Source organism: Paenibacillus litoralis (assembly GCF_046244365.1).
Taxonomy (GTDB): Bacteria; Bacillota; Bacilli; order Paenibacillales; family NBRC-103111; genus Paenibacillus_V.
On the sequence record NZ_CP176395.1, the window covers coordinates 7,896,435 to 7,913,425 of the forward strand.

Here is a 16,991-nt window from a genome sequence, read left to right on the forward strand (position 1 = left end):
GTACCCCCTTAATCGTTAATCCCCTATATGGTTAATGACCCAAGGATAAACGGCTTCGCCGTCCTTTTAGGGACAAGCGCGTTTACCGAGATTTAGAGCGACTTCCACGATATACTTTCTGATCAATCAAGGATCAACGGCTTCGCCGTCCTTGGTATACGAAATCCGTTTGCGCGCGGCAAAGAGCGGGGATGTCGGTATAGCGGCCGTAAACGTTGCACCCCATTCCCCCATCCGCCTTTGCCGCTTTCTTCTACGCTTTATTCCAACCCGTGGCTATCTAGATTAATACGATACAAAACCGAAGACGTTCCGGCATGATGCCAGGTCGCCATTTGCGAACCGCCTTCCGGAACCGAAGACCGTCCCTCGTTCCCTCTACATAGCAAAAAGACGCCAATCCGAAGGATTGAACGCCTTTCTCTGTGCTTTTATAGACCTGTCGCCTTCGCTTCGGAAAGAACCGCCTGGAGCTCGCCGTGGATGGCGCCGTTCGTGGCGATCACATGGCGCGTTTCCAGCGAGTACGGACGTCCCGCCGTATCCGTAATGTGCCCGCCCGCTTCCTGAACCATCAATGAACCTGCCGCAATATCCCACGGATGGAGCCCGATTTCCCAGAAGCCGGTCAACCGGCCAGCCGCCACGTAAGCTAAATGCAGCGCGGCCGCTCCAGCCGTACGTATGTTGCGGACTCTAGGAGCGAGCGCCTGAATGCCCGCCAAGTTGCAAGGCAGATTCACCTTCCGGTCGACCGGGAAGCCCGTTGCGATCAGCCCGTCCGCAAGCTTGAGCTCCTGCGAAACGGTCATCCGTTTGCCTTTGACATAAGCGCCCTTCCCCTTCTCCGCAACGAATAGCTCGTCGCGAATCGGGTCGTAAATCACGCCGACGATCACTTCTCCATTGTGCGCAAGAGCGATCGACACCGCAAAATAAGGAAAGCCGTGCACGAAATTCGTCGTGCCGTCCAGAGGATCGACGATCCATAAGTACTCGTCTCCCCGCACTTCCTTAAGCGCTTCCGCCGAAGCTTCCGGCCCCGCCTCGACGCCTTCCTCTCCAAGGAAAGAATGGTGCGGAAAATGCGTCATGATCAAATTGCGGATCATCGTTTCCGAGCCCTTGTCCACTTCCGTTACAAGATCGTGGCTGGAATATTTCAAGTCGAGGTTATTGTAATCGCCGAGCTTGCTTTTGATCCATTCTCCGGCTTTCGCCGCCGTATTGATGGCAACCGCCGTAAAGCTTTTACCGCTAACTGTATATGCCGATTTGCCTTCAGTCGTCAATGGTATCCACTCTTTCATTCTGACTTACCGCCGGAGGACCCGAAATCGTCCGACCCGCGGCCTTCGCTTTTACGGAAAAAGCCCGAAACCAGCGTTGCGAAAGCGTTTTTCCGTACAAGTTCAGTATAGTCATATTACGTTATAATTGCTACGGCGTTTCAACCAAAATTGATCGTGACATGTGACAAATCGGGGAATACGGCAAGCAACCGCGCTCCGTCTCTCCCAATCGTTACAGTCCTGCAACGATCATCCGGACGGCCAGCACGAACAGCGTGATGCGGAGCAGCCAAAGCAGCCCTTTGCCGCTCATACGCGAGGCGATGCGCGCTCCCAGCTTGCCGCCGAACCAAGCCCCCGGCGCGAGCGCCGCAACGGCAAGCCAGTCCACCTCGCCCAAGGCGACATGCGTCGCGCTGCCCAGAATGGCGGACAAGAAGATGACGAACATCGAAGTCGCGGTTGCCACATGCGGCGGATACCGGAACAATAGCACCATAAGCGGCACGAACAGCGAACCTCCGCCTATGCCGAACAAACCGGATATAAGGCCGACTCCTACGCCAACCAGCAGTGCGGATATGATGTTGTAGCCGTAACGATGCTCCGTACCCGAGGCGTCTACGAGCACCCTTTGGATGCGCCAATCGATATGGACGGGCTTCAAGTAATCCCGCGCCACCATCAGGCCCGCCATAAACAGCATAAAAAAGCCGAACGTGAGCTGAAAGCCCGATCCGTTAAACGCCCCCGTAAACGAAGCGCCGAGAATCGACGCAGGTCCGCTTGCCGCAAAATAGAGCCAGCCGCTGCGAAAATCGACCTTGCCTTGCTTGACGTAAGTAACGGTCGAGGCCAGCGCGGTAACGATCAGCACCGTGAGGGAAGTCCCTACAGCGACGGGGCTTGAGATCGTTTCGCCGAGCAGAGCCGGTCCCAGCAGCGTAAGGGCGGGAACGATAATGATGCCTCCGCCGAGGCCGACGATGCTTCCGAACGTGGCGGAAACGAGACCGATAAGAAACAAAACGATGAATCCGATAACCAATCCGCTCTACTCCCTTATCTGCAATGTCGCTTGAAGTTTGATTTCTCTTTATTAAGACTATGCATGCCGAAGCCGGAAAACCGGTTTGCGCCGGGCCTTCTTGCCGATCATCCAAAACGACGAAACCATCCGGGCAAGGGTTCCCCCTTGTTACGGATGGTTCGTTTACAGCGCGCGATCGCTTGCTGCGGGATTAAAGTCTATACGCCTACGATATGATAGCCGTTATCCACATAAATGACTTCGCCGGTAATGCCTCGGGACAGATGGCTCATCAGGAACATCGCGGTGTCCCCGACCTCGGCGGTTTCGGTCGTCCGGCGCAGCGGCGCTTTCTCTTCGACCGTTCTCAAGATCGAGTTGAAATCTTTGATCCCTTTTGCGGCGAGCGTGCGGATCGGACCTGCGGAAATCGCGTTGACGCGGACGTTGTACTGGCCAAGGTCGTTAGCCAAGTAGCGAACGCTCGCTTCGAGAGCGGCTTTGGCGACGCCCATCACGTTGTAGTTTTTCATGGCGCGTTCGGCGCCGAGGTAAGTCATCGTCATGATGCTGCCGCCTTCGGTCATGAGCGGATAAACGCGCTGGCTGACGGCGACGAGCGAATAGGCGCTAATGTCGTGCGCAAGCGCAAAACCTGCCCGGGACGTATCCACGTACAAGCCTTCCAGCTCCTCGGTTTTGGCGAATGCCACGCTGTGGACGTAGCCGTGCAGGACGCCGAACTGCTCCTTGAGCGCTGCCGCGAGCGCGTCGATTTCTTCGTCGACGGTCACGTTGCAAGGAATAACGAGCGAGCTCCCCGGAAGCGTCTCCGCCAGCTTGCGGACGCGTTCCTCCACCCGTTCGCTTTCGTATGTAAAGGCAAGGCGTGCGCCTTGGGCTGCAAGCGATTGAGCAATCGCCCATGCGATGCTGCGATCGTTTGCCACACCCATGACGAGAATATTTTTACCGGCTAACAATTGACTCATGATTAAACCGATCCCCTCTCCTACAAAGTAACCTCGCGAAGGAAGCCCTGCTGACCAGAACAGTCTCGATAGGCAGCACGGTCCGTTCAGCCCCTTCGGCGGGCGCTCCAAAAAAACGCAGAATAAATAGGATAACGTTAAAAGGACAAGCGCTTTCTATCCTTCAACGTACCCCATTTTTACCCATTTTTCAAGTGGGAAAAGCGGTTTTTCATGAATCGAAAAGGCCTTGGCGTCAGCCGATTTCAACGGAAGCGGCTCCAAGCGGCTTGACGCCGGGAATACCGGTCAAATCGCGCATGAGCCGAAACAGCGCGGAGTCCTTCATTTTGGCTTCCAGCATGACATCGAGCCGCGGCGTGTCGCAAGCGACCGCCTGCAGAAATGCCAGCAGCGGGGACGCATCGACGTATTCGGCGTGAGCCCGGAAATCCTTCTCGTTCTTCGGACTGGAGACGTGAATCTTCGGCGGGAGCGGCGCTTGTTCGCCATCTGGCGCCGAGCTAGCTTCTTGCTGCCACGTTTGCCGGATTCGGGGCCATAGCTCCTCTGCCGATGTCCCTTCGTTATTGACCGTATGATGATGCAGATCCAGCACCATAGGGATCCGTACCCGTTCGCAGGCCGTCAGCGTTTCCAGCGCCGTGTACGTTTTATCGTCGTTCTCGAGCGTCATCCGGCGTTTAATCCGCGGCTCCAAGTCCCCGAACTGCCGGCAGAACCGTTCGAACGACGTCGGCTTGTCGCCGTAGGAGCCGCCGATATGAATATTGCATTTCGCCGACTCGTCAAGCCCCATCGCTTCCAGCATGCGGACATGCGTGTCCAAATCTTTCGCCGAGCTGCGCAGCACTTCGGGACGCGGCGTGCTCAGCACCGTGAAATGATCCGGGTGAAAGCTTGTCCGCATGCCGTTCTCCTTCACGTATTCGCCGATTGCGGCGAAATCTTCGGCCAGAACCGGGAACGGGTCCCAGCCGGCCAGCAGCTCATGGCTGAAGAGAGGAATCAGCTTGGACGAAAAGCGGTAAACGCGAATGTCGTGCGCCCGGTTATGGCGCAGCAGACGCAGCGTATTTTGCAAATTTTCGGCGGCGATCCGTTCAAGCTTGCGAATGGCCGCTTCCCGGTCGGGCAGCTGGGCGAACCGGGTCGCCGTCATCGTTCTGGAAGGCGATGCATGCTGGACGACGGTAGACATCGCGACATAGCCGAATCGTACGATCATCGGAACAGGGCTCCATTTCCCGCTTCGGAGGCGTAAAGAAGGCTGCCGAAGCCATTATACTCTGCATAACGTGTAACATTCCCCGTACCGAACGAAAATATGGCTCAGCCGTCCCCTAATCGTCTTACCGAAACCGGCAAAAAAATTATTTCTGATGCTCCCCGAAAAACATTTCATGAGCAAGCGACGTCTGCACTTCCGCTTCCTGGGCGGTCAGCTTGCGCACAAGCTCCATTTCGACCTGCGTCACTTCCTCGCCCTGGAAGTTGATCTCGGCGATCGAAGCGATGATCCGTACGATCGCGATCGCCTGGTTTTCCGGCGTATACGCGATGACCTTTTGGCCGGTCGGGAATACGCGGAAGCCGCTTTTGACCATTTTGCCCCGGCCGTACTCAAGAAGATCGTCCAGCTCCTGCTTGGACTTGAATTTACAAACGGAATTGAATTCGGTCTGAAACCCCATCCTGACACCTCCGCTAAAATAAAATCACCCATTAATTATGCCGCGAGACAAGCTTTTGCAGCCTCCAAGACCGCAATTCACGCTAAAATAACCCGCTGCGCTCCGGCGCGATAAGAAATCCTAGCGCCGCGAACCTTACTCGACATCAAAGCTGTAACGGATGCTCCGTTTTGCTTCATGGCGCTCCAGCGCAAGCCGGATCAGATCGTTCAGCAGCTCGCCGTAAGGCTTGCCGGATTCGGCCCAAAGCATCGGATACATGCTGAACGGCGTGAAGCCAGGCATCGTATTGATTTCATTGATGTAGATGCTTCCGTCCGCCTTGTCGAGGAAAAAGTCCACGCGGGACAAGCCGGATCCGTCAATCGCTTCAAATGCGCGAACGGCAAGCTCGCGCAGCCGTTCCTTCGTTTCATCCGGAATTTCGGCCGGTATGATCATCGCCGACTTGCCGTCGACGTACTTCGCTTTATAATCGTAGAACTCGTTCGACGAAACGATCTCGCCGGGAACGGACGCCTCTGGCCGATCGTTGCCGAGAACGCTAACTTCCACTTCGCGCGCGTCGATCAGCTCCTCCACGACAACCTTCCGGTCATATTGGAACGCCTCCGCCACGGCCCTCAGCAGCTCCTCCTGGTTGCGCGCCTTCGAAATGCCGACGCTCGATCCAAGGTTGGCCGGCTTAACGAAGCACGGATAGCCGAGTACCGTTTCAATTTCCATCAAATAGAAGGACTGGTTCGTCTCCCATTGGGAGCGCGTAAAATGGCGGAACAAGCACTGCGGCAGCCCTTCCTGCGCAAACAGCTTCTTCATCATGACTTTGTCCATGCCCACAGCCGAAGCTAGGACGCCTGCACCGACGTACGGAATATCCGCCATTTCGAGCAGCCCCTGGATCGTTCCGTCTTCCCCGTACGTGCCGTGCAGCAGCGGAAAAACGACGTCAAGAGGACGGCCGTCCTCCTCCCCTGCCGCGGTGAAGATCGGCGAGATCGCATGCTGCGAAGCTTCTCCGGTCTGTCCGTCGCCGCCATCCGGCAGCGATGCAAACGTCAGTTCCGCTTTGGATGCAACAGGCGCGGCGAGCGCAGGCCCTTGGCGCCATTCGCCCTGCTTCGTAATATAGAACGGATGAATTTCATATTTGGCATGGTCAAACGCCTTAATAACGGCCAGCGCGGTTTGCAGGGATACGTCATGCTCCCCCGATTTGCCCCCGTACACTAGTCCAACCCGGATTTTCTTCGTCATCGGTGCTCCTCCTATAGGGCTTTCCGGCGGAAAGCCCGGCGATAGTTATTTTTCTCTATGCAAATAGCGCGATTGACGCGGCGGGGTACGCTCACATCCTGTCGGCAATATGATAAAAGCTGTATTTGGTTTGCTCGGTCCACGCGTAGGAATCGCGATAATCCCAATACCGGTGGCGGCTGTCAACCGTATGAGCGTTTACTAGTGGCATGCCCTCGCCGTCAAATGCCGTTACGATCGTGCTGTGCTGATACGGACCGCCCTCCCAGCTGTAGCTGACGACGTCCCCGAGCTCCAGCTCGCGCGGCGAATCGACCGCTTCGGCGCTTAGTCCGACGCGGCTCTTGGAGCCCAAATACCGGGCCAGCGAGTTGGCGACCGCCCAGCTGTAGCTCCACAGCTCCTGGTACCCGAACTTGCCGCGGTACCACCACCCCAAACCTCTTTTTCCAGTATAGTTCATTGGCGCTCCGCCTGCAAAGATGCACTGCGATACGAAGCTCGAGCAATCCACCTCGAAATGCTCATACTGCGGATTCGCTCCATTCCACCATGTGTCCGCGTATTGGCGGACTTTTTCCCGGTCGTACGTCATACGCCGCTCCTGCGCCTCCAAATGCGCGTACACTTGACGTTTGTTTATAAACGGGGTGGATTTCACCACCGTCAAGTCATCCGGTTCCGCTCCAAAAACATCCGAATAGGAATCTCCCGTTCGGGTCCTGGCGAAATCTCCCGGACCTGCCCCCGAATCCCACGGCCTCTCTCCGTTATCCGCAAGCTCCTTGTCTGCCTGCAACCACTTGCCCGAACGGTCATCCTCCGTTTGCAGGGAGATGACCTCCGCAATGATCCAGCGCCCGTTCCGAAACGACAGCTTGATCCGTTCGCGTTCCGAACGGTCTTCGCGGCTCCGTCTGCCTCTGCATTCGTAAATCATCATCCGGTTCATGGCGATATCGACATACAAATTTCCTTCGGTTTCTTCCAGCGACAGCAGCTTCAGCCTTGTTTCATGGCGCAGCGGCTTCAAATTCCGTTCCATATGCAGCAGCATCGTCCGGCTTACCCTGCGGTTCAGCCTATCCGCAAACGCTTCGTCGCGTACCAGAGACAGGACGGGAGCAACCGCATAATCAAGCTCCATTTGGCTCCGGTTGTGCACATAATCGTAAAGCACCGTTTTCCAGCTCACAAAAGGCACCTCCTTGGCGTTTGGGCAGCATGACAGGCAGGACCGCGCAAGCGACCTGATCATTTCTAAACCATATGAAACCGCGGCGCAAAAAATGTTTAGTTCACTCCGCTTCAGGGGAAGCTATGCTCCGATGCGTGCAGACCCCCAAAGCCTCCGTAAAATGGAAGGCCGCCGATCGCAAGCGCTGAACCGTTCCAAAAGGCTTGCCGCAGCCCGGTTTCAGACGAAAAACCGCCTTCGCAGCAGGTGAAAAGGGGGTTTACGGAACAGCCGTAAAACGGTATACTTATAGTATGGAAATTTGAAATTCAGTTTCATCTGTTGAAACAGCAACGATTTCAAATGACTTCATTTCATAAGGAGGCCAATTGAGATGCCAAAGAAAGACCATTTTTCGGTTAAAAGCTCGCTGGCGGTAAACGGCAAAGATTACGTCTACTACAGCCTGCAAGGTCTTGAAGAAAAAGGACACGGTGACATTTCCAAGCTCCCTTTTTCCATTAAAGTACTGCTTGAAGCAGCGGTTCGCCAGTTCGACGGCAGAGCCATCACAAACGAACATGTCAAACAAATCGCCGGCTGGGCGACCGGACGCGACGATAACAAAGAAATTCCATTTATTCCGGCACGTATCGTATTGCAAGACTTCACCGGGGTACCGGTTGTCGTCGACCTCGCCGCGATGCGCGCAACGATGAAACGCACAGGCGGAGATCCGAAGCGGATCAACCCGCTCGTACCGGTCGACCTTGTTATCGACCACTCCGTAATGGTCGATGCGTTCGGCTCCAAAACGGCGCTTGAAACGAACATCAACCTCGAGTTCGAGCGCAACGAAGAGCGTTACCGTTTCTTGCGCTGGGCGCAAACGGCGTTCGATAACTTCCGTGCGGTTCCTCCGTCAACGGGTATCGTTCACCAAGTTAACCTGGAGTACCTCGCTTCCGTCGCTGCAACGAAGAACGCAGACGGCGAAACCGAAGTGTATCCGGATTCCCTAGTGGGTACGGACTCCCATACGACGATGATCAACGGTCTCGGCGTTGTAGGCTGGGGCGTCGGCGGCATCGAGGCGGAAGCCGGCATGCTCGGACAACCGCTTTACTTCGTTGCGCCTGAAGTTATCGGCTTCAAGCTGACCGGCAAGCTGGCGGAAGGCTCGACCGCTACCGACTTGGCGCTTACGATTACGCAAATTCTTCGTAAAAAAGGCGTTGTCGGCAAATTCGTCGAGTTCTACGGCTCCGGCCTCAGCAACATCAGCCTGGCCGACCGCGCGACGGTTGCCAACATGGCTCCGGAATACGGCGCTACGATCGGCTTCTTCCCTGTCGACAGCGAAACGCTGAACTACCTGCGCGGCACCGGCCGTGAAGAAGAGCAAGTTGCGCTCGTTGAAGCGTACTATAAAGCACAAGGCATGTTCCGTACCGACGAAACGGCCGATCCGATCTTCACCGACGTGATCGAGCTCGACTTGTCTACGGTTGTGCCAAGCTTGGCCGGTCCGAAGCGTCCGCAAGACCGTGTAGAGCTGACTGCGATGAAAGAATCGTTCAACACGATCGTCCGCAACCCGATCGACAAAGGCGGATACGGCCTGAGCGAAGAGAAGCTCGCCGAAACCGTACAAGTCGAGTACGCGAACGGATCCGTTCCGATGAAGAACGGCGCTGTCGTGATCGCGGCGATCACAAGCTGTACGAATACGTCCAACCCAAGCGTTATGGTCGCTGCAGGTCTCGTAGCGAAGAAAGCCGTTGCGCTCGGACTCCAAAAACCGGCATACGTGAAGAGCAGCTTGACTCCAGGCTCCCTTGTCGTTACCGAATATCTCACCAAAGCAGGCCTGATCGAGCCGCTTGAAGCGCTCGGCTTCCACGTTGCAGGCTACGGCTGCGCAACTTGTATCGGTAACTCCGGTCCGTTGCCTGACGAAGTAAGCAAAGCGATCGCCGACAACGACATGACCGTTGCAGCCGTTCTTTCCGGTAACCGGAACTTCGAAGGCCGCGTTCATGCTCAAGTTAAAGCCAACTACCTGGCTTCGCCGCCGCTTGTCGTCGCTTACGCGCTGGCAGGAACGGTCGACATCGACCTGACGAAAGAGCCGATCGGCTACGACGGCAGCAACAACCCGGTATACCTGAAGGACATTTGGCCTTCCAACCAAGAGGTTTCCGAAGCCGTGAGCAGCTCGCTGAATGCGGACATGTTCCGCGAAAAATACGCGAACGTATTCCGCGCCAACGAGCGTTGGAACGCGATCGACGTACCGGAAGGCGAACTGTACGAGTGGGACGAAAAGTCCACGTACATCGCAGAGCCTCCGTTCTTCAAAGATCTCGGCACGACGGTTGGCGATATCGCGGAAGTACACGGAGCCAAAGCGCTTGCGCTTATGGGCGACTCCGTAACGACCGACCATATCTCCCCTGCCGGCAATATCAAAGCCGACAGCCCGGCCGGTAAATACCTGATCGAGCACGGCGTGAAGAGAGAAGACTTCAACTCGTACGGCTCCCGTCGCGGTCATCACGAAGTTATGATGCGCGGTACGTTCGCAAACATCCGGATCCGCAACCAAGTGGCACCGGGAACGGAAGGCGGCGTAACGACATACCTGCCTACCGGCGAAGTGATGTCGATCTACGACGCATCGATGAAATACCAAGAGCAAGGCACGCCGCTTGTCGTTATCGCAGGCAAAGAGTACGGAACAGGCAGCTCCCGCGACTGGGCGGCGAAAGGTACGTTCCTGCTTGGCGTCAAAGCCGTTATCGCGGAAAGCTTCGAGCGTATTCACCGCTCCAACCTCGTCGGCATGGGCGTTCTGCCGCTGCAGTTCGCTAACGGCGAAAGCTGGAAATCGCTCGGCATTACGGGAACGGAAACGTTCGACATCGCCGGCATCAGCAATGACGTGCAGCCAGGCCAAAAAGTGACCGTCACCGCTACCCGCACCGACGGATCCAGCTTCACGTTCGAAGTCGTCGTACGCCTCGACAGCTTGGTCGACGTGGACTACTTCCGCAACGACGGCATCTTGCAAACCGTTCTGCGTCAAATGATCGCAAACAAATAAGCTGCATCCGCCTAACGGCAGAGCGCAGCACGGCCCGGCCCCGCAGCAGATTCCTGCTTCGGGGCCGGGCTTTTTTACACGCCTTCGCCGATCAAATGCGACGAATTTGTTGCCTTATTTAGTCACGCTTGTCTATATAGACGAATGTTTGCTTCTGAACAGCGAGTATTTGTGCTGCTTCACGTGATATATGGTGGAGTAGAGCGTAAAGAAGGAGTAGAGCTTAAAGAACGGGGAGCAGGCTCTTTTACCTGCTCTCCGTTCTTCGCGTTACGTCCAGAAAGTCAGCGAGCTCCGCGTTCACCAGCTCCGCCTGCTCGGCGATCAGACAGTGCCCGGCACGGGACACGATGACGGTCCGGACATGAGGGAGAACGGACGCGGCGGCTTTAGCCGCTTTATCGGCATCGTAGATCACTTCCTCCGCCCCCGCCAGGAACAAGACGGGCGTCTTCAGCCCGTTCCACGCCTCCTTCGGGAATACGCGAGGAATAACCTTCATGCGTATCCGGCAGTGCGTGTACGCTTCGATGATTTGCTTCATGACGACCGGATGCAGCTCGCCTCCCTTTGCGCAAAACCATTGCCATGCCCGCTCGATCCGCTTCGGCTTCGGAAGCAGCAGCGCCGGATAGACGCGCCTCAGCATCTTGAGCAAGGGCATCGGCAGAAACGTGCCGACCGGCGCCAGAAGCGCCAGCCGCTCCACGCGTTCGGGTCTCGCGAGCGCATAATTCGCCGCCAGCCAGCCGCCCATCGAGTGCCCGATCAGCGCGGCCCTGTCCGCGCCGGCCGCCTCGAACAGTTGGTCTATCCAGTGCGCGCAATCGCCGGCATCCCGCAGCGGGCGGGTCACCGTGCTTCGGCCGAAATCCCCGGGCACGTCAACGCAGTACGTACGGTAAGCTTGCAAAGCAGGGATCGTAGCGTACCATAGGCCGGAGCTGCCCGTCATGCCGTGCAGCAGCAAGACCGTCTTGCCTTCGGCCGGTCCGCTGGCGATCACATGGCAGCGGCCGTAATCGGTCTGCCACTCGAGCGTCTCGTAAGGAACGCTCCACAGCTTCATCGTTTCCTCGTAAGCCTGCAAAAACGCCTCGCGGCCTTCGCCGCTTCTGAAAACCGCGATTTCTTCGCCCATCGTTCCTTCCTCTCCCGGCGCCCTCATCGGCCCGCCTTTTCCCTTCCCAGCGCCGTCTCCAGTACCCGGACCATAAAGCCGAACTGCTCCCTCAAGCCTATCCTTTCATGACCGTTCAAGATGGCCTCCATAAACACGCCGTCCAGAAACGAGACCAACGCATGCGCGACCGTATCGGCCTGCTCCTTCGGCGCGAATTCGCCGCGCTCGATTCCCTGCTGAAGCAGCTTACGAACCGCTCCGTGAACCGCCTTATACCTCTCCTCCTGCAGCGCCTTACGCTTGTCGTCACGGCGCCCGGCAATGAAAAATTCATACATGACCGGGGCGAGTCCGTCCGCCGCCTTCTCCGCGCGCTTCCGCTGCCCTTCCATAAAGAGCTCCAGCGCTTCCCACGCCGTACGCCGCTCCGCCTGCGCGAAATCCGGCTCCATTTCCGCATAGCGGCGCTTCAGCAGGTCGTAAAACAGCTCTTCCTTGTTCTTGTAGTACATATAAACGCCGCCGAAACTTTTGCCCGAAGCCTCTACGATGTCCTTCATCGTCGTCGCTTCATAGCCCTGGCGCAGCAATACGCCCTCTGCGGCGGACAAGATTTCCAGCCTTTTGGCATGCCTGTGCTCTTCGGTCACCTTGGGCATAAGACATTCTCCTCCTTTCCTAGCCTGACGTTCGGATGTGCCCTTTTGAAAAAGCCCCATCCTGCAGCTCTCTATCCAACTTTGCCGGAAAACCGCTTAACGGATTTGGAAGGCGTTATTCGGGCGCATTTAGCCATTTTGTTCCCGATAGAGGACTTTCAGGTGCCTATTGCGGCTTTCCCCTCATTCGCAATGCGATACGCCATCATATAGAGCCTCCAAAATCCGTTATTCCGATTCAGCACACTCGCTAAAAACGAATAACGACTTGAAAATCCGCTTTTTCGCATCGACCTGCTTACCGGTTTCACATGATTAGCACGCTAAAACTGAGGCTATTTTCAAACACAAAAAAAAACGAGAAGGCTCTCTTTTATAATAGCGAGAACCTTCTCGTTTTACAATACTAGCGGGTAAAGCTGTCTTCGCCGCCGTCCTACAGCTTTCTAAGCAGCACCGATTCGACGGAATGATCCGCCTGTTTCTTCAGGATGAGGTGGGCCCGGTATTTCGTCGGCAAGATGTTCGCCCGTAAATTAACAAGGTTAATTTCTTTCCAGATGGTCGCGGCCATCTCTTCGCCTTCTTCCTTCGACATCCCGGCGTACCGCTTGAAATACGAATCGGGCTTGCGGAACGCCGTCTCGCGGAGGACATGAAAACGCTCGATATACCAGCGCTCGATATGCTGCTCGCTCGCGTCCACATAGATCGAGAAGTCGAAGAAATCGGAAACAAACAGCTGCGGCGCCGAACCGAATTGCCCGATTCGCGGCCCTTGCAGAACGTTAAGCCCTTCGACGATCAGCACGTCCGGACGGTCAACGACCTGCGTTTCATCCGGTAAAATATCGTAAGTCATATGCGAATAGATCGGACAGCGAGCCTGCGGCTTGCCGGACTTGACATCGACCAGAAACCGGAGCAGACGCTTCGTGTCGTAGCTTTCGGGAAACCCTTTGCGCTTCATGATGCCGCGCTCCTCCAGAACGCGGTTGGGGAACAAGAAGCCGTCGGTCGTGACGAGATCGACCTTCGGATGGTTCGGCCATCGCGACAACAGCGCTTTCAGGACGCGGGCCGTCGTGCTTTTGCCTACCGCGACGCTGCCCGCGATACCGATTATGTAGGGCACCTTCTGCGCCTCGCTGCCGAGAAACGTCTGTGCGGCCCCATGGAGCTCCTGCGTCGCATTCACGTACATGTTCAAAAGCCGCGACAGCGGAAGGTACACATCCTGCACCTCGTCCAGCGACAGCTCGTCGTTCAGTCCCCGCAGCTTGTCTATATCCTCCGCGGTCAAACTCAGCGGGGTATGGTCGCGCAGCTTGGCCCAGTCTTCCCGGTTAAACGCCATATACGGCGAGAACGTTTCATTGTTTGTCCGGCCTGTCATCTTCAGTCAAGGCCTCCTTCATAAAAAATCTCTTAAAAAGCCGTCCTCGTCTTCCGCATCCTTAGGGTATCTAATGGCCCATTCAAGGATGCAGCCATCCGTATAGCGGCATAAAAGCAAGCGCGGTCACGATCCCGGCGATCGCCATCGCCAGTCCGCCGAAGCTTCCCTGCGTCTCGGATTCGCGGATAAGCCGCGCCGTACCGATGCCGTGCGCGGCCGTGCCTACCGCCACGGCTATAGGAAGCTCGCCGCGAATGCCGAGCAGCCTCAGCAGCTCGGGGCCGATCATGCTGCCGAGCAGCCCGGTCAGCACCGTAAGGACGGCTCCCAGCTCCGGGATGCCTCCCGCTTGGCGCACGATTTCGATCGCGATCGGGCTTGTCGCCGACTTCGGCATCATCGTCGCCATCAGCTCCCGCGTGCCGCCGAGCAGCCAGACGAGAAAGCCCGCGCTGGCGATCGAGCTGACCGAGCCGACCGTAACGGCGGTCAGCACGGCGGCCGCGTGACGGCGGATGCGCTCGGCTTGCTTGTATAGCGGAACGCCGAGCGCTACGGTTGCCGGACCCAAGAAGAAGGCGATCAGATCGCCGCCTTCGCGGTACGATTCGTACGGCACATCCAGAGCGAGCAGCAGCGCAATGAGTGCGCCGGCGCAGACGAACAGCGGGTGCAGCCATTTCCAGCGGCGGTGCAGCCGCTGCGCAGCCGCATAGGCCAGGACGGTTATGGCGACGCCGAACAGAGGCTGGGCGGCAGCCTCCCGCAAAGCGGCGGTGACGCTCATAAGCTCCGTCCCTCCCCGCGTTCGACGGGCGCCTTGGCGCTGCGCTCCCGCCGCTGCATCATCGAGGCGACGCCGCCCGTTACGATCAGGCCGACCATCGCGCTGACGATCAGGCTCAGGACCACCGCAACCCAGTTGCTGCGGATAAAAGGCATAAACGCCATCGTCCCGACGACGACCGGCGCAAATAACAGCATCATATGCTTAAGTAAAAATTGAGCCGATTCCTCGACCCACTCCAGCCGGACGAGCTTCAGAAACAACGCGGCCGTAAACAGGATAAGCCCGATCACATTGGCCGGAAGCGGCACATGAAGCCCTTTTTGCAGCAGCAGTCCGAACAAATGAAACCCTAGCAAAATAGCCAATCCCCGCATCCGATCTTCTCCTTGCCCTCCGTTCTGCTTTCTCCCTAAGTCTATCAGAATTTCGCAGCCAAGAAAGCTTTTTTGCGTGGCGGCCTCGGGAGGTACCTTTTCCCAGGAATTTAGGCTTAGCGCAGCTTTCGGATAAGGGCGCTGCAGGCTAAGCGCCGGCAACCGCCTCTTGCTTGCGGCTTAATGCCGGCAGCGCGATCCAGTAATAGCCTCCCGCAGCCAGGATGCAAACGCCCACAATCGTATAGAGCATCGTAACCGAAACGACGGCTGGAAAAGCAAGGGCCACCAAGCCGAGCGCCAAAGATTGCCCCATCATCATAAGCGGCTCGATCCAGGCGCTGACACGCCCCATGCTGCTTGCCTCGACCAATTCGGGGATCCAGCCGCCGAGCACGACGTTCACCGGCGCCAGAACGGCGCCAACCGCGAGCACGAGCGATAAATACAGCCAGACGTTCGACGTCATGCCCAGCGCTAGAGTAAGCGCGCCGGACAGCAGCAGTCCTGCGATCAAGACGCGGACCTTCGTAAACCGCTTGATCAGCGGAGCGCCCGCCGCGCTGCCGAGCAGGAAGCCGATGCCGAGAAACACCGTTATCAGCGCCGAATAGCTTTGGTAGTGCTCGGGGCTAAGCTTGTACTTCATCGTGAATATCGGGAGCACCGCGAACACGCCGTTCACGATGCCGAACAGGAAAAAGCCCGCGATAATGGCAAACAGCAGCTTGTGCTTGCGAATATACGTAAACCCTTGCCTGAAATCCGCCACGATCAGCCGCATGCTTAAATCGCGTATGCGAACCTTGCCATTGGGCTGCCTCACTTCGGGAGCGAAGCGGCATAGCGCGATCAGCGCTCCGGATGCGAGAAAGCTGATGCCGTCGATCGTCACCGCGCCTTCAATGCCGAAATAATGATAGGCGCCGGCCCCAAGCCCCATACCGAACAACATGAAGAGCCCCATCACCGTCTGGTTCAGGCCTGCCGCCTGCACGTACTGTTCCTCGTTCATGATTCCCTGCAGCAAGCTCATTTCGGCCGGGGCAAAAAATTTGGATACGGCGCTTCGGATAAACAACACGACAAATGCCGGCACAAGCCAGTTCCAATGAACCGCCAGCAGGAGCAGCAGCGTCAAGCCCGCTCGTATCCAATCGCTGTTCGCCGCGATCCGCTTGCGGTCGAGGCGGTCGGCCAGCACGCCCACGAACAGGAACACCGCGAGCGTCGGCAGCGAGTACATCAGCTCCGCCACCGTCGCATAATAAGGCTGGGAACCGAACCGATCCAGCAAATAGAAGGCAAATGCCATATTGCCGACAACCGTGCCGAGCTGCGAAGCGAAGTTTGCCAGAAACAGCTTCGTGAACGCCGCGTTCTTGAACAATTGCATAGGGATCCCCGCTTTCTTATCGTTCGCTATAAGGCGTTCTTCACGCCGAGCAGCTGCCGGATATAGGCGATCAAGGCATCGATTTGGCCGTTCGCCTCCGCTTGTTCGGGGCCTACGGCAAGCGCATGCGTCGTAATGCCTTCGATGTGCGACGCGGCGATTTTAGCGATCAGCTCCAGCGGGAGCTGCGGGGCGAATTCTCCCCGATCGGCGCCGGTTTGCAAAAGCTTGGCGAAGGCCGCTATCGATTCCCCGTACCGCCGCTTCAGCAGGCCTCTTCTTTTTTCGTCGCGCCAGCCCGTCATGAAGTATTCGTAATAAACCGGCGCCGCACCGCCCGAAGCCGCCGCCATGTCTTCCTTTTGCCGGGAAAGCATCGTTTCGATTGCCTCCCAGACGGTCTGCGAGTCCTTCAGCAGCGCCTCCATGCCGCGCTCGTTCTCCTCATCCATCCTGGCCGCGAGCGCCTCGAAAATCTCTTCCTTCGTCTGAAAATACAAGTAGATCCACCCGCGGCTCATGTCGGTTTCCTGCACGATGTCCTTTAGCGTTGCAGGCTCGTAGCCCTTACGGATGAAAACGCGCTCCGCCGCATCGAGAATTTGGCGTTTGCGCTGCTCCTTATGCTCATCGGAAACCTTGGGCGACATCGGTCCCACTCCTTCGCGAAAAAAATAAATGAACCACATGTCATTTATAATA

At 57.0% G+C, this 16,991-nt stretch carries 15 protein-coding genes; 1 reads left to right on the forward strand and 14 read right to left on the reverse strand.

Going from position 1 to position 16,991, the window contains the following annotated elements; all coding sequences use genetic code 11:
* Positions 1-431: 431 nt before the first annotated feature.
* The 7 genes from ACKGJP_RS33150 to ACKGJP_RS33180 all read right to left on the reverse strand — a co-directional run bounded on the left by ACKGJP_RS33150 (position 432) and on the right by ACKGJP_RS33180 (position 7,460).
* The gene (locus tag ACKGJP_RS33150; protein ID WP_409342996.1) at positions 432-1,310 is read right to left on the reverse strand and encodes an inositol monophosphatase family protein; all 879 of its coding nucleotides are present in this window, start codon (positions 1,308-1,310) and stop codon (positions 432-434) included.
* Between the two features lie 214 nt (positions 1,311-1,524).
* Complete coding sequence (locus ACKGJP_RS33155; RefSeq protein ID WP_409347324.1) at positions 1,525-2,334, reverse strand: sulfite exporter TauE/SafE family protein; 810 nt, start codon at positions 2,332-2,334, stop codon at positions 1,525-1,527.
* A gap of 206 nt (positions 2,335-2,540) precedes the next feature.
* The gene (gene fabI, locus ACKGJP_RS33160) at positions 2,541-3,314 is read right to left on the reverse strand and encodes an enoyl-ACP reductase FabI (protein ID WP_409342997.1); all 774 of its coding nucleotides are present in this window, start codon (positions 3,312-3,314) and stop codon (positions 2,541-2,543) included.
* Positions 3,315-3,549: 235 nt separating this feature from the next.
* Positions 3,550-4,542, reverse strand: a complete 993-nt coding sequence (gene uvsE / locus ACKGJP_RS33165) for a UV DNA damage repair endonuclease UvsE (RefSeq protein ID WP_409342998.1) — start codon at positions 4,540-4,542, stop codon at positions 3,550-3,552.
* 145 nt (positions 4,543-4,687) lie between these two features.
* Positions 4,688-5,008, reverse strand: a complete 321-nt coding sequence (locus ACKGJP_RS33170) for a hypothetical protein (protein WP_409342999.1) — start codon at positions 5,006-5,008, stop codon at positions 4,688-4,690.
* A gap of 135 nt (positions 5,009-5,143) precedes the next feature.
* Complete coding sequence (locus tag ACKGJP_RS33175) at positions 5,144-6,265, reverse strand: D-alanine--D-alanine ligase (RefSeq protein ID WP_409343000.1); 1,122 nt, start codon at positions 6,263-6,265, stop codon at positions 5,144-5,146.
* A gap of 91 nt (positions 6,266-6,356) precedes the next feature.
* A complete protein-coding gene (locus ACKGJP_RS33180; protein ID WP_409343001.1) occupies positions 6,357-7,460 on the reverse strand; it encodes an amidase domain-containing protein in 1,104 nt (367 codons plus the stop codon).
* A gap of 376 nt (positions 7,461-7,836) precedes the next feature.
* On the opposite strand from ACKGJP_RS33180, the gene acnA reads away from it, so the two are divergent.
* The gene (gene acnA, locus ACKGJP_RS33185; RefSeq protein WP_409343002.1) at positions 7,837-10,548 is read left to right on the forward strand and encodes an aconitate hydratase AcnA; all 2,712 of its coding nucleotides are present in this window, start codon (positions 7,837-7,839) and stop codon (positions 10,546-10,548) included.
* 247 nt (positions 10,549-10,795) lie between these two features.
* Here the strand turns inward: acnA and ACKGJP_RS33190 are convergent, their stop codons facing one another.
* The 7 genes from ACKGJP_RS33190 to ACKGJP_RS33220 form a co-directional block, all read right to left on the reverse strand.
* Entirely contained in the window at positions 10,796-11,716 is a 921-nt protein-coding gene (locus ACKGJP_RS33190) for an alpha/beta fold hydrolase (RefSeq protein WP_409343003.1), read from the reverse strand.
* Entirely contained in the window at positions 11,713-12,330 is a 618-nt protein-coding gene (locus ACKGJP_RS33195) for a TetR family transcriptional regulator (RefSeq protein ID WP_409343004.1), read from the reverse strand. The genes ACKGJP_RS33190 and ACKGJP_RS33195 overlap by 4 nt, the downstream gene beginning before the upstream one ends.
* A gap of 436 nt (positions 12,331-12,766) precedes the next feature.
* The gene (coaA, locus tag ACKGJP_RS33200) at positions 12,767-13,726 is read right to left on the reverse strand and encodes a type I pantothenate kinase (protein WP_409343005.1); all 960 of its coding nucleotides are present in this window, start codon (positions 13,724-13,726) and stop codon (positions 12,767-12,769) included.
* Positions 13,727-13,808: 82 nt separating this feature from the next.
* Positions 13,809-14,516: an LrgB family protein gene (locus ACKGJP_RS33205; RefSeq protein ID WP_409343006.1), complete on the reverse strand. Its 708-nt coding sequence runs from the start codon at positions 14,514-14,516 to the stop codon at positions 13,809-13,811.
* Positions 14,513-14,893: a CidA/LrgA family protein gene (locus tag ACKGJP_RS33210; protein WP_409343007.1), complete on the reverse strand. Its 381-nt coding sequence runs from the start codon at positions 14,891-14,893 to the stop codon at positions 14,513-14,515. Before ACKGJP_RS33210 ends, ACKGJP_RS33205 begins: the two co-directional genes overlap by 4 nt.
* Before the next feature lie 148 nt (positions 14,894-15,041).
* Positions 15,042-16,289, reverse strand: coding sequence for an MFS transporter (locus tag ACKGJP_RS33215; protein WP_409343008.1), 1,248 nt, complete (start codon positions 16,287-16,289; stop codon positions 15,042-15,044).
* A gap of 26 nt (positions 16,290-16,315) precedes the next feature.
* Complete coding sequence (locus ACKGJP_RS33220; protein WP_409343009.1) at positions 16,316-16,939, reverse strand: TetR family transcriptional regulator; 624 nt, start codon at positions 16,937-16,939, stop codon at positions 16,316-16,318.
* Positions 16,940-16,991: the final 52 nt, after the last annotated feature.